This window comes from Enterovibrio coralii (genome assembly GCF_001559595.1).
GTDB lineage: Bacteria > Pseudomonadota > Gammaproteobacteria > Enterobacterales > Vibrionaceae > Enterovibrio > Enterovibrio coralii.
The window spans coordinates 11799-25406 of record NZ_LNTY01000055.1 but is presented as its reverse complement, the minus strand read 5'-3'; the positions used below and the strand labels follow the sequence as shown (position 1 = coordinate 25406).

The 13608-nt window shown below is 50.9% G+C and carries 12 protein-coding genes and 1 pseudogene; 4 read left to right on the top strand and 9 right to left on the bottom strand.

Going from position 1 to position 13608, the window contains the following annotated elements; all coding sequences use genetic code 11:
• Position 1 precedes the first annotated feature (1 nt).
• From dagF to ATN88_RS27790, 3 genes are all read left to right on the top strand, one after another.
• Positions 2 to 745 (top strand): 2-dehydro-3-deoxy-phosphogluconate aldolase, encoded by a 744-nt coding sequence (gene dagF, locus ATN88_RS20270; protein WP_067419449.1) that lies wholly within the window; start codon positions 2 to 4, stop codon positions 743 to 745.
• A gap of 126 nt (positions 746 to 871) precedes the next feature.
• Positions 872 to 2158 (top strand): BglG family transcription antiterminator, encoded by a 1287-nt coding sequence (locus tag ATN88_RS20265; RefSeq protein WP_232313444.1) that lies wholly within the window; start codon positions 872 to 874, stop codon positions 2156 to 2158.
• A 29-nt stretch (positions 2159 to 2187) separates the two neighbouring features.
• Positions 2188 to 2775 (top strand): PTS sugar transporter subunit IIA, encoded by a 588-nt coding sequence (locus ATN88_RS27790; protein ID WP_232313443.1) that lies wholly within the window; start codon positions 2188 to 2190, stop codon positions 2773 to 2775.
• A 57-nt stretch (positions 2776 to 2832) separates the two neighbouring features.
• On the opposite strand, the gene rlmB is transcribed toward ATN88_RS27790, so the two are convergent.
• The 3 genes and pseudogenes from rlmB to nsrR all read right to left on the bottom strand — a co-directional run bounded on the left by rlmB (position 2833) and on the right by nsrR (position 6625).
• Complete coding sequence (rlmB, locus tag ATN88_RS20260) at positions 2833 to 3570, bottom strand: 23S rRNA (guanosine(2251)-2'-O)-methyltransferase RlmB (RefSeq protein ID WP_067419448.1); 738 nt, start codon at positions 3568 to 3570, stop codon at positions 2833 to 2835.
• A gap of 3 nt (positions 3571 to 3573) precedes the next feature.
• Positions 3574 to 6077: pseudogene (gene rnr / locus ATN88_RS20255) on the bottom strand (ribonuclease R).
• A 113-nt stretch (positions 6078 to 6190) separates the two neighbouring features.
• Positions 6191 to 6625 (bottom strand): nitric oxide-sensing transcriptional repressor NsrR, encoded by a 435-nt coding sequence (nsrR, locus tag ATN88_RS20250; protein ID WP_067419447.1) that lies wholly within the window; start codon positions 6623 to 6625, stop codon positions 6191 to 6193.
• Between the two features lie 269 nt (positions 6626 to 6894).
• On the opposite strand from nsrR, the gene hmpA reads away from it, so the two are divergent.
• Positions 6895 to 8085, top strand: coding sequence for an NO-inducible flavohemoprotein (hmpA, locus tag ATN88_RS20245; protein ID WP_067419446.1), 1191 nt, complete (start codon positions 6895 to 6897; stop codon positions 8083 to 8085).
• Between the two features lie 63 nt (positions 8086 to 8148).
• Here hmpA and ATN88_RS20240 read toward each other — a convergent pair whose 3' ends face one another.
• The 6 genes from ATN88_RS20240 to hflC all read right to left on the bottom strand — a co-directional run bounded on the left by ATN88_RS20240 (position 8149) and on the right by hflC (position 13607).
• Positions 8149 to 9393 (bottom strand): NupC/NupG family nucleoside CNT transporter, encoded by a 1245-nt coding sequence (locus ATN88_RS20240; protein ID WP_067419445.1) that lies wholly within the window; start codon positions 9391 to 9393, stop codon positions 8149 to 8151.
• A 14-nt stretch (positions 9394 to 9407) separates the two neighbouring features.
• The gene (locus ATN88_RS20235; RefSeq protein WP_067419444.1) at positions 9408 to 9965 is read right to left on the bottom strand and encodes an NAD(P)H-dependent oxidoreductase; all 558 of its coding nucleotides are present in this window, start codon (positions 9963 to 9965) and stop codon (positions 9408 to 9410) included.
• Between the two features lie 244 nt (positions 9966 to 10209).
• On the bottom strand, positions 10210 to 10830 hold the full coding sequence (motX, locus tag ATN88_RS20230) for a flagellar protein MotX (protein ID WP_067419443.1): 621 nt from the start codon (positions 10828 to 10830) through the stop codon (positions 10210 to 10212).
• A 185-nt stretch (positions 10831 to 11015) separates the two neighbouring features.
• Positions 11016 to 12332 carry an adenylosuccinate synthase gene (locus ATN88_RS20225; RefSeq protein WP_067419442.1) on the bottom strand — a complete coding sequence of 439 codons (1317 nt, stop codon included), beginning with the start codon at positions 12330 to 12332 and terminating at the stop codon, positions 11016 to 11018.
• Between the two features lie 122 nt (positions 12333 to 12454).
• Positions 12455 to 12649, bottom strand: a complete 195-nt coding sequence (locus tag ATN88_RS20220; protein WP_067419590.1) for a DUF2065 domain-containing protein — start codon at positions 12647 to 12649, stop codon at positions 12455 to 12457.
• A 70-nt stretch (positions 12650 to 12719) separates the two neighbouring features.
• Positions 12720 to 13607, bottom strand: a complete 888-nt coding sequence (gene hflC / locus ATN88_RS20215; RefSeq protein WP_067419441.1) for a protease modulator HflC — start codon at positions 13605 to 13607, stop codon at positions 12720 to 12722.
• Position 13608: the final 1 nt, after the last annotated feature.

The following is a 13608-nucleotide window of genomic DNA, read 5'->3' as shown; positions in this document are numbered from 1 at the left end:
CATGTCTTTAAGCCCAAAATATATCGCTGACCGCGTTTGTCTTAACGTTCTGGCTGGCTCTCACCAAAACGCTGTGGATGTTTATGAAGCGGCAGAAGGCCACGTGCTGGTTGGCATGCTGTCAAAGAACTACCCAGACGTACCAAGCGCAGTGGAAGACATGAAAGCGTGTGCGGAAAAAATCAACAACGCCCTGTCTATCGGTCTGGGTGCTGGCGATCCAAAACAATCTGACATGGTGACTGAGCTGGCGGGTATTCTTCAGCCTCAGCACGTGAACCAAGTGTTCACTGGCGTGGGCAAAAGCCGCAACGCACTGGGTCAAAATGAGACCGTAGTAAACGGTCTGATTTCACCAACAGGCACTGTTGGCATGGTGAAAATCTCTACCGGTCCTAAGAGCGCAGAGATGCAAGATGCCATCGTCCCAGTTGATACCGCTATTGCCATGTTGCAAGACATGGGTTGCAGCTCTGTTAAGTATTTCCCGATGGGTGGACTGGACAGCCGCGACGAATTTGAAGAAGTGGCAAAGGCCTGTGCACGCAACGGTTTCTGGCTGGAACCAACGGGTGGGATAGACCTAGCAAATTTCGAAGAGATTTTGCGAATTGCTTTGGATGCTGGCGTTGAGAAAGTTATACCTCACGTGTACAGCTCTATCATCGATTCTTCGACTGGCGAGACCCGCCCAGAAGATGTAAAAACACTGTTAGAAATCTCTAAACGCCTGCTTGCTCGCTAAGCATGTGTCGGCACGCAGCATAAGCTGCGTGCATTAAAGATTTTAGCTTTGCCGGGACAGCACTCCTTCTCCCCCTTTACGTTGGACCTCCCCGGCAAACTGGCAGTGCAGCAACAGGAATACGCAATGCCGAAATTACCGCATCCTCGCCTTATTCGTCTGCTTGACGCCGTCTCCAACTCACCTTTAACCCAAGAAGAAATTGCTCAGCGTCTGAACGTATCAACCCGAACCGTTCGCACTGACGTCGCGACCTTAAACAATGTCATGGTCAACCACGGCGCGCACCTTATCCACCAGCGCGGCTCTGGCTATCAACTCAAAATTTATAACCAAGAAGCCTTTGATGCGTTTCAATTGGCCGCGCGCGATTCCGACCCAGCGCCACGCACCAGTAAAGAACGTATCGTTCAAATTCAGGTGCTGCTGCTGACCGCCGATGATTGGGTGAAACTGGAAGACTTGGCCGATACGTGGAATTTAAGCCGGGCCGCGGTGCAAGGTGACATGGCGGATGTGCGCGCACAGCTCTCCCCGTTTGGTATTAGTATCGACAGCAAGCCGCGCCTCGGCATGCGCCTTAAAGGCAGTGAAACCGCCATTCGTGCAAGGCTGTCACAAATCATCTATTCCGAACACAAAGAAGCCCAGCGCGCTCGCGGCCTGATTGGCACTCTTTTTCCAAGCAAATCCCAAGAAGTCTTCGCCGCCCGCTTTCGTGAAATCCTCTCGGCGAACAAGCTCTACATCAACGATGATGGCCTACACTGGCTTTCCGTGTACGCGGCTGTCGCCCTTCAGCGCCTTGCCAGCGGACAAGCACTCGAAGACTTCCCATCGGATGATGTAGTGAATGAAATCCTTCCTGTCGCGAGAGTCATGTTTGATGCGCTGCCGACACTGCTGCCCGCAAATGAACATGAGATAGCAGCCCTTGCCATCAATATTCAGGCGCGTATCTCCGCCAGCCAACACGCCCAGACCATTCGCGGTCAGATCGAGGCGGAAAAGCTCGTTAATCACATTCTGGATTACGTGCACAGGCACTACCCATACGACATTCGCCAAGACATGCAACTTCGCCGCGATTTGCAATGCCACATCAGCAAGATGATTGTGCGCGTGAAGCATCACGTGGCAACCGTGAACCCGCTCGCCGAACACATCAAACAGCACTACCCGCTAGCCTACGACATTACCCTTGCGGCCATTGCAGACTGGATTCGCGAAACGGGTTATTGCATGACGCAGCATGAGATTGGCTATTTGGTTATCCATGTCGGCGTCGGGCTTGAGCGAAACCACTACCTCGGTCATCGCGCGCCCAAAGCCATGCTGTACTGCGATGCGGGTAATGCCATTTCACGTGGCTGGAAGCCATTATTCGCCGCCATTACCCGCAATTGGAGTTAGAGACGGTGCACTCTGCCGAGCTACTGCGGATGGCGCAGCAACCACAGGTGGACATGATCATCACGACTAACGTGCCTGACGGTGTTTCTGTGCCGGTGTTTGTACTCGATCCTTTCCCGACTCAGCATCAACTTGAAGAGCTGGGTAAGCTGGTGCTGGTCGACCGTACCGGTCCTTACATGCTGGAGAAATACTTCTCTGCCGATCAGTTCCTTTATATCGACGAGCCTATCGACCAGACTTCTTTGTTCGACATGGTGTGCGAGCAATTGGAAACAGAAGGCTTGGTGGAAGCAGGCTACGGCGACTCGCTCAAGGAGCGCGAAGTGATTGTCTCGACCATGATGGGCGAGCACATTGCCTTGCCTCACTCGATTGAGCTGTTTGCAAAACGTTCCTTGGTTTATACGGTGGCGGCACCAAAGGGCATCGATTGGGGCAATGGAGAGAAAGCCTACTTAGTGTTCTTTATGGCACTGAGTAAAAACGACTATGAAGAAGCGATGGGACTTTACGATCTCTTCCTGACCCTGGTGAACAACAAGGCGGGGAAAAACCTGTCACAGTGCAGTGAGTTCCAATGCTTTAAAACCCTGGCGCATCAAGAGTTGGTTTAAGCAGAACGCCAGAAACAAAAAAGGAGCCATGAGGCTCCTTTTTCATTGCTTGGCGTATTATCCGCGGCGCTGACGCACGGCTTCAAACAAACAAATACCGGTGGCTACCGACACGTTCAGGCTTGATACGCTGCCCGCCATTGGGATGCTGATCAGATCGTCACAGGTTTCACGCGTCAGACGACGCATACCGTCACCCTCAGCACCCATAACAATAGCCAGAGGACCAGTCAGTTTCGCGTCGTACACATCGTGCGTCGCTTCACCAGCGGTACCTACAAACCACACGCCTTTTTCCTGTAGAGCACGCATGGTGCGCGCCAGATTAGTTACGCGAACCAAAGGCACGACTTCTGCTGCACCCACAGCCACTTTGCGCGCGGTTGCGTTCAGTTGTGCCGATTTGTCTTTTGGTACGATAACCGCACACACACCTGCGGCATCTGCGTTACGCAGACATGCGCCTAGGTTGTGCGGGTCGGTCACACCGTCCAGTACCAACAGCAATGGGTTTTCTTTACCATCCAGAATGATGTCCAGATCGTTCTCGTTGTACTGACGACCCGGCTTCACGCGGGCAATCAGACCTTGGTGAGACGCACCTTTCGCTTTGTCATCCAGCGCTTTACGACCCATTTCCTGCATGGTGATACCAAGGCGAGTCAGTTCGTTCAACACAGGCAATACACGATCGTCTTGGCGGCCTTTCAGCACGAAGACTTCGATAAAGCGAGACGGATCAGACTCCAGTACGGCTTTGACGGCGTGGATGCCGTAAATCATTTCATTGCTCATGGATTACTTCTTACTTTTATCTGCTTTGGCAGCTTTGCCTTTTTGCGCTTTTTTCTTGCGCACCTTTTCAGCCTTGGTTTTCTTTCTAGCCGGATTCGCAGCTTTTGGTTTCTTACCTTTGCCGCCGCGCTTACCTTCCGGAGCCTTATCGCCATCCACTTTTGGAATCGCGCCACGCTTCAGTTGCTGACGCACTGACAGTCGCTCTTTGCTGGCCTCGGCATTTTTGCCTGACTCAGCACGACCTTTCTTGGCATGTTGACGAGCGGTTTTACCTGCTCCTCGTGCCTTGCGCGTGGTTCCTTCAAGTTCGAAATCGATCATCCTTTCATCAAGGTTGACGGATAATACTTTGACTGTGACCTGATCGCCAAGTCTGAAAATACGACCCGAGCTTTCGCCCACCAACTTCTGACCCACCATGTCGTAGTTGTAGTAGTCGTTATCCAGATTCGAGATGTGCACCAGACCATCAATGTGCAATTCGTTCAAACGCACGAAGAAGCCAAAACCCGTCACGTTAGCAATGGTCCCTTCCATCACTTCGCCCACGTGGTCTTGCATGTATTCACACTTCAGCCAGTCTGACACGTCACGGGTCGCGTCATCCGCACGGCGCTCAGTCATTGAACACTGCTCGCCCATTACGTCCATGTCATCCATGGAGTAGTGGAAGCCACCGGTTGGGGTCCAACGGTCCGTATTCCGGCCTTCTTCTTTCGCGATCAGATACTTGATGGCGCGGTGCAACAACAAGTCTGGATAGCGACGAATTGGCGACGTAAAGTGCGCGTATTGCTTCAACGCCAGACCAAAGTGGCCCGAGTTATCCGCTTGATATACCGCTTGCTTCATTGAGCGCAGCAACATGGTCTGGATCAGCTCTTGATCCGGACGACCTGCAATCGCGTGCGCCAGTTTTGCGTAATCGGTTGGCGATGGCTCCAAACCACCTTCCAGTGCCAAACCCAGCTCTTTCAGGAAGTCTTTGAAGCCCGTCAGGCGCTCTTCGCCCGGCGCTTCGTGTACGCGGTACAGTGCAGGCTCGTTGGCCTTTTCCACGTAACGCGCAGACGCGATGTTGGCCAAAATCATACATTCTTCGATGATCTTGTGCGCATCGTTACGCTCAAGCGGCACAATGCGTTCAATCTTGCGCATCGCATTGAAAATGAACTTGGTTTCTACCGTTTCAAATTCAATTGCACCACGCTGTTCACGAGATGCACGAAGCGCTTTGTACATGTTACTCAGCTCTTCAAGGTGCGGAACCAGCGGCGCATAACGCTCACGCAGTTCTTCATCACCTTCCAGCATCGCCGCTACTTTGGTGTAAGTCAGACGAGCATGGGAGTTCATTACCGCTTCGTAGTGCTTGAAGCCAGACAGCTTGCCCGCTTCAGAAATGGTCATCTCACACACCATACACAGGCGATCAACCTGCGGGTTCAGCGAACAAAGACCATTCGACAGCACTTCCGGCAGCATTGGAATGACCTGAGACGGGAAGTACACCGAGTTACCACGGTTAATTGCTTCTTTGTCCAACGCTGAGTCTGGGCGCACATAGTAGCTGACGTCAGCAATCGCGACCCATAGGCGCCAGCCGCCAGATTTTTTCTTCTCACAGAACACGGCATCATCGAAGTCACGTGCGTCTTCACCATCAATGGTGACCAGCGGCAGTTCGCGCAGGTCTACACGACCTTGCTTCGCCTCTTCTGGGACTTGTTCGGTGAAGCCTTTAATTTGTTTTTCAACGTCCTGTGGCCACTCGTGTGGGATGTTGTGGGTACGCACGGCAATCTCGATTTCCATGCCCGGTGCCATGTTCTCACCCAGCACTTCTACCACGCGACCAACAGGGTTGTGTTGACGGGTTGGGCGTTGGAAGATTTCCACCACCACAACGTTACCCATGCGTGCGCCCTTGCGATCCTCTTGAGGGATCACGATGTCTTGGCTTAGGCGCGAGTCATCCGGCACGACAAAGCCCATGCCGTTTTCAACGAAGTAACGGCCAACAATCTGGCCTTTGCGCTCTTCTAGCACACGCACCACGCGCGCTTCTTTGCGACCACGTTTGTCAGTGCCCGCAGGTTGCGCTAGGATAAAATCGCCATGCATCACTTGCTTCATTTGGTGATGCGGCAGCAGCCAGTCTTCACGGTTGCCTTTACCTTCTGGACGCAGGAAGCCAAACCCATCACGGTGGCCAATAACAGTACCTTTTACGAGGTCTAGACGCTCAGGCAGCGCATAACACTGACGGCGGGTAAAAATCAGTTGTCCATCGCGCTCCATGGCACGCAGACGGCGGCGTAAGCTTCGTATTCTTCGTCGCTTTTCAGGCCCAACACTTCGAAAAGTTGGTCTCTGTTTACAGGTGTCGTGAACCCTTTAATCACCTCAAGCAAATGCTCGCGGCTAGGAACTGGGTTTTCGTATTTTTCTGCTTCACGACCGCTAAACGGATCGTTGCTATGTAGATGTTTGTCCTTAGACATATATGATTCCCGTTAGCGATATGTGTTACTCAGTATATCGCTTTGTGTTAAAGAAAATGGGTGCCCGCCACGATTGCGACAAAAAACTCTCTAGTCGTCTCAATTTCTGTGTTTTAGGACGGGCGAACCGGGATTAGAAGATGGCGCAGGTCATCGTTGCCCGCCACCATGTCATGAAGAGTGTGTTTGTCCATTTCAGCCAAAAATGCGTTTGCGGCATCGGCAATCGCTTTTTTCAGGCGACAGGCAGGTGTGATATGGCAATTATCGGCACCACAATTAACGATTTGCAGTGGCTCCAACGATCGGATCACCTCACCAATAATGATCTCTTCCGCTGGCTTACCAAGCCGAATCCCCCCGTTCTTGCCACGAACAGCCTCAACGTAGCCGGCCTGACTCATACGATGAATGATTTTCACCATATGGTTTCGTGACACCCCATATTTCTCTGTGACCACAGTAATACTGGTCAACTCATCGGGAGGAAGCATAGCCAGATACATGAGCGCCCTCAGGCCATAATCTGTAAAACTGGTTAATTGCACGTTTTCAAATCTCCTCGGCGCCATTGTACTCTGATCTGAAGCAAAAGGCGCGTGCGCTCACATTTTTTTCAATTGCTTACCCTACCACTGAATTAGAGCACAACCACCGCAATCAAAACATCCTTACTCAACAACTATCTCTTTTGGCTCACGTCTTCTGGCGTTGTTTTTCAAACCTTACTTTTAACGGTTGATCTAAACATTCATTTCAGATACAACCTTAAAGATGCATTTTAAATGTCACTTTAAAAATATAAAAAGGTCTTCATATGCTCAACGCGAAAACTATCGAGATCGTAAAATCTACTGCCCCTTTACTTGCTGCTACTGGCCCAAAACTGACCGCGCATTTCTATGACCGCATGTTCAGCCGTCACCCAGAGCTCAAAGACATCTTCAACATGAGCAACCAATTCACGGGTGCCCAACGAGAAGCGTTGTTTAACGCCGTTCATGGCTATGCAGCAAACATTGATAACCTCGAAGCCCTGCTGCCAGTGGTGGAGAAAATCGCCCAGAAACACGCAAGTTTCGCCATCACACCAGAAATGTACGCCATTGTGGGTGAAAACCTGTTGGCGACCATTGATGAGATGTTCTCACCTGGTCAAGAGGTGCTGGATGCATGGGCGGAAGCCTACGGTGTGCTTGCCAACGTCTTCATTACCCGTGAAGAAGAAATTTACCAAGAGAAAGAAAACGAGAACGGCGGCTGGCGTGGTACGCGTCGCTTCCGCGTGATTGAAAAGCGAAAAGAGAGCGATGTAATCACCAGCTTTGTGTTCGCCCCTGAAGATGACAAGCCAGTCGCGTCATTCAAACCGGGTCAATACATTGGTATTTACCTCGAGCCAGAGGTATTTGAGAACCGCGAAATTCGTCAGTACAGCTTGTCCGATAAACCAAACGGCAAGACCTATCGCATCTCGGTCAAACGCGACCCACAAGGCACGGTATCCAACTACCTGCACGACCATGTTCAAGAAGGTGATGTAGTTGAACTTGCGCCGCCAACAGGCGACTTCTTCTTCCAATCGACAAGTGACACACCTGTCGCGCTGATTTCAGGTGGCGTTGGACAAACCCCTATGTTGTCGATGATTGAGACCCTGACAGGTAATCACCAAGCCGGCATCCATTGGCTGCACGCTGCCGAGAACGGTCAGCACCATGCGTTTTCACACCGCATTGGTGAACTAATGCACCAAGACACCAATGTACAACGCGCCGTGTGGTACCGTGAGCCGCAAGATAACGACCAACCGGGTGAGCACTTTGACCACTCAGGAAACATGGTTCTGACGCAAGTAGAAGGCCTTTTGGACTCAACGACCCGTCATTTCTATCTGTGTGGCCCTGTTGGCTTTATGCAGTATGTCGCCAAGCAGCTTACCGATGCAGGTGTCGCCGCAGATCGCATCTTCTACGAGTGCTTCGGCCCACATAAAGTGATTGGCTAAGCCCGATTAACAGACACAAAAAAGCCCACCTAAGTGGGCTTTTCTTTGGGTATGGGTTTGCGCTTACAAAGACACGAAAATACCTACGACGGTGGCCGACAGCAGGTTTGCCAGCGTCGCTGCCAGCAGCACACGCATACCGACTTTGGCAATGAAGCCTGACATTTTCGGGATCATAGTGCTGAGAGCGGCAACGACCATCGACACCGAGCCAAGGTTGGCAAAGCCACACAGTGCCACAGTCACGATAGCCACAGATTTCGCCGACATCGCCTGACCTGTCGCTTCTACGATTTCGCCGCTGATGTAAGGCGCAAAGCCTGCGTATGCCACAAACTCGTTCAGTACCAGTTTCTGCGCAATGAATGAGCCTGCAATTTGCGCTTCCGCCCACGGCACACCAATCACCCACGCCACAGGTGCAAACAGCACGCCCAGAATGCGCTCAAGGGTTAGACCTTCGATACCAACTTGCAGGCCAACCCAACCTAAGAGACCGTTAAACATCTCAATCAGGCCGATACAGGCAATCAAAATCGCGCCCACTACCGCCGCAATTTGCAGGCCCGCAATCGCGCCTTTTGCCACCGCATCAATGAAGTTTGACGGCTTTTCATCATCCGGCAGCTCTGGCACGTCGTTCACTGGTGTGTCGACTTCCGGCATCATTAGTTTGGCAAATAAAAGGCCTGCTGGTGCACTCATAAAGCACGCCATGACCAAGTATTTGATTTCTACGCCCATGCCCGCAAGACCGGCCAGAATGGAGCCTGCGATAGATGCCAGACCACCCACCATGATGGCGAAGATTTCTGATTTGGTCAGATAAGGGTGCCAAGGTTTAACAAAAAGCGGGGCTTCCGTTTGACCACATACCGTGTTGGCAATGGCATTCATTGACTCTGCTTTTGAGGTACCCAGCAGCTTTTGCAGCGCACCACCAAAGATACGAACGAAGATCTGCATGATGCCAAGGTAGTGCAGCAGGCTGACCAATGCGCCTGTGAAAATGATGGCAGGCAGCACTTGGAAAGCAAAGACGAAGCCGAGGTTTTCCACCTGAAACGTCACCAGGTTACCGAATACAAACGCGATACCTTTCGACGCAAATCCCAGCACGTTCGACACGCCGTTTGAAATCGACAGCAGCACATCTGCACCAAACGAAGTAGAGAGTACAAAGCCTGCCACCACAAGCTGAATAACCAGTGCACCACCTACGGTACGCCAATTGACGCGGTCTCTCGCCGACGAGCACGCGAAAGCGATAGCGATAAGGATCGCTACACCCAAAAGAGATTGAAGCATGGAGAAACTACCCGTTAAGAAATGTGTTGTTGAATGGCCGCTTTCAGTTTTTCTGCGTGTGCCAGTGACAAGGTGTTAACCAGAGATTTATCGCCACCTTCTTCGACGATCGCGTTCATTTCGAAGGTGATCACCTCATCGACGATATCCATTTGTGCCGCGTTAGCTGGGTGCATCGCCGCATCCAGGTAACGCTCTAGTGCGAAGAAGTTAAATTCGCCTTCCGCATAAGAGTTCTCGGTCGCGCCACAGGTGATAGACAGGATCACCTTTTTGCCTTTCAGCTTGTCCCCTTCTGGGCCAAAGGCAAAGTTATAGGTAAACACAGCGTCAAACCACTGCTTCATGATGGCTGGGTAGGTTGACCAGTAAAGTGGGAATTGAAAAATGACCAACTCAGCGTCCACCAAAGCCTGTTGCTCGGCGGCCACATCAATATCAAAAGAAGGATAAAGCACATCCAGCTTACGCACGCTCAGATCAGAGACGTTGCTCAGCGCATTAAGGATCGCAATATTAGCGTGAGAAGCTTTCAGATCCGGGTGACCTGAAACCAACAAAATACGACTCACTGTAACTACACTCCGTACATAAACACTCTGGGACGTTCCTTGGAGATCGCGAACATCCTGTTCATGACGTGCGTGTACATCGTCATCTTTCTGACCCACTCAAAATCGGCGAGAGAATATGTCAAAAGCGGACAATCAAATAACGAATTTGTCGCGAAATGTCGGTGAAATCACACCGAAAATCGGCGTTCTTTTGAGAAACAACGAGTTAGATTTTTAGCTGAAAATAGAAAGGGTTACTGGCTTACCAGTAGGTGTCACGGCGTTTTGCGCGAGCGATCACATTACGCGGCATTTTGTCTTCGAGTGCTTTTCGCAACGAGGAAATACGGTTGTGCGTGGATTGGTCTGCAGTGATAGTGTGATAGAGCCAGCGATAGGCATCTTCGTAATCGAGTGGACTGCCGTAATCGTTCACCAGAAGCTCGGCAAGTTGCAGCCTTGCGCGGGTATCCCCCAAAGAAGCCGCTTCACGGAAATACGGAATCGCGCGTTCTCTGTCTTGCTGCACCAAGGTGCCACGAGAGTAATAACGGCCAAGCTGCTCTAATGCGGCTGGCAAGCCTTGCTGAGCGGCCAACTGCATATAGTAGATACCGTTTTCCACATCACGATCCACACACACGCCCCAAGCCAGCATGTCGCCGTACAGGAACTGATACGCAGGGGATTCGACACGCAGCGCACGTGCTTCGATATCTTGTAAAAGCTGACAGTCGTCGTCTTTCACTTTATTGAGGTGGGTATTGGTTTCAAACAGTCTAATCAACTGCGAATCATCATACACAGGTAAAGCAGGCCCCACTTCCGCGCGTGCCGTGCCACTGGCTAATATGATTGATAAAAAGAGTGTTCGCAGTTTCATGCATTCCCACTTTTGACGGTGATGTTATTTGAGACTGTTCGTCTTACCTAACTTGTATCGGCACCAGTCAGAGCAACTTTACCTTTAATGACAATTTTTTTCGTGCTGCTTGTTTCAAAAGTATAGAACCAGCTGGATAAAAAAAAACCAGCCGTGAAGGCTGGTTTTTCTCAATCTCGAACCGATTAAGACGCGAACGGATGAACCTTGATGATGGTCTCGTTGCGGTCTGGGCCAGTAGAAATGATGTCTACAGGCACGCCAGTCAGCTCTTCGATGCGCTTGATGTAGTCCAGAGCTGCTTGTGGCAGTTCTTCGATAGACTTAGCACCGAAAGTCTTCTCGCTCCAACCAGGAACGGTTTCGTAGATCGGAGTGATGTTTTCGTACTCGTCTGCCGCCATTGGAGAAACGTTCAGGATAGTACCGTCAGCTTTTTGGTAGCCAGTACAAATCTTGATTTCTTCCAGACCGTCCAGAACGTCCATCTTAGTCAGACAGAAGCCTGAGATAGAGTTGATCTGGATTGCACGGCGCATAGCAACGGCGTCAAACCAACCAGTACGGCGCAGACGACCGGTAGTCGCACCAAACTCGTGGCCAACAGTACCCAGGTGCTTACCAACTGGATCTTGTTTTTCCTGACCATCGTACAGCTCAGTCGGGAAAGGACCAGAACCTACGCGGGTGCAGTATGCTTTCGCGATACCCAGGATGTAACCCAGGTGGCGAGGACCAAAACCAGAACCAGAAGCAACGCCGCCAGCAGTGGTGTTAGAAGAAGTAACGTATGGGTAAGTACCGTGGTCGATGTCCAGAAGCGTACCTTGTGCGCCTTCGAACATGATCTTGTCGCCACGTTGACGTGCGTCGTCAAGCTCTTGAGTTACATCGATAACCATGCTGGTCAGGATGTCTGCTTGTTCCATCACTTTCGCCAGAGTCTCTTCGTAGCTCACTGGCTCAGCTTTGTAGAAATGCTCCAACTGGAAGTTGTGCAGATCCATCACTTCTTTAAGCTTCTCGGCAAACGCTTCTTTATCGAACAGGTCGCCAACGCGCAGACCGCGACGTGCAACTTTGTCTTCGTACGCAGGACCGATACCACGACCGGTAGTACCGATTGCTTTCGAACCACGCGCTTTCTCACGAGCCATGTCCAAAGCAACATGATAAGGAAGAATTAGCGGACAAGCTTCTGACAGGAACAGGCGCTCACGAACCGGGATACCGCGTTCTTCAAGGCCACCCATTTCTTTCATCAGTGCGTCAGGAGAAAGTACAACACCGTTACCGATGATACATTTCACGTTGTTGCGAAGAATGCCAGAAGGAATCAAGTGCAGAACGGTTTTTTCACCGTCAATGACAAGAGTGTGACCTGCGTTGTGACCGCCTTGGTAGCGAACCACGTACTGAGCGTCTTCAGTCAACAGATCGACGATTTTACCCTTACCTTCGTCACCCCATTGGGTGCCGAGAACGACTACGTTATTACTCATCTTTTCCAGTCAGTTGATGATTAAAACGGGATTCTAGCACCTTCGATTAAACGATGCAGTCATTTTTTAACCGTCGTCCCGTTCTCGAGCATCCGACTGTCACATTTCTTTCCAGTATTCATTTACTTAGACGGCCACATCATATATGCGATCACCGCCCCAGCCACGACCAAACAGCCACCAATTCGGCGTAATGTGGTATCAGGTAACGCACTCATTTCGCTGACCATCTCACGCCACTTTTTCGGCACTAACATCGGCCCCAAACCTTCAACCACCAGCACTAATCCGAGTGCAACTAACAGCGTATTATTCATATCACCCTCAATGTTCAGGCAAAAAAAAAGACAAGGCATTGTGCCTTGTCTTTCTTGTCATCGCAGCGTCTTAGTTGAGGCTTGCGTTTGGCTCTTTCATGTACTGGAAGAACTCACTGTTAGGGTCAACAACCAAAATGTCGCCCTTGTTGTTAAAGCTCTTCTCATACGCTTGCAAAGAGCGCAGGAAGTTGTAGAACTCAGGCTCTTGGTTGAAAGAGTCTGCGTAGATACGTGCAACTTCTGCGTCTGCTTCACCGCGTGTTACACGCGCCGTTTTTTCCGCTTCTGCCAGCACAGTTGCCACTTCCAGTTCAGCCTGAGCACGGATAACTTCCGCTTTCTCACGACCTTGTGAACGGTGACGACGCGCTACTGTTTCACGCTCTGCACGCATACGTGCGTAAATAGATTCACTGATCTCTTCTGGCAGGTTGATCTTCTTGATACGAAGGTCAATCACTTCGATACCAATGTCGTTCGCACTTGCCTGAACTTCAGTCAGAACGTCAGCCATAACCTGCTCACGCTTCTCAGACACGATCTCTTTGATGGTCTTAGAACCGATTTCTGCACGTAGACCATCCGCCACTTTACGTTGCAACAACGCTTCTGCAGTCAGACGGTTACCACCACCTGTAGACAGGTAGTATTGGCCAAAGTCTTGGATCTTCCACTTCACGTAGGAGTCGATGATCACGTCTTTTTTCTCTGACGTTACGAAACGGTCAGATTGGTCATCCATGGTTTGAATACGCGCGTCCAGTACCTGAACACGGTCAAACAATGGCACTTTAAAGTGCAGACCTGGTTGATAGATCTTCGCCAGATCGTCATCGGTTTTCAGTACTCGACCGAAACGGATCACGATACCACGGTCACCTTCATCCACGACGAACACAGACATCAAGCCCACGACAATCGAGACGATAATGAGAGGAATTAATAGTTTACGCATA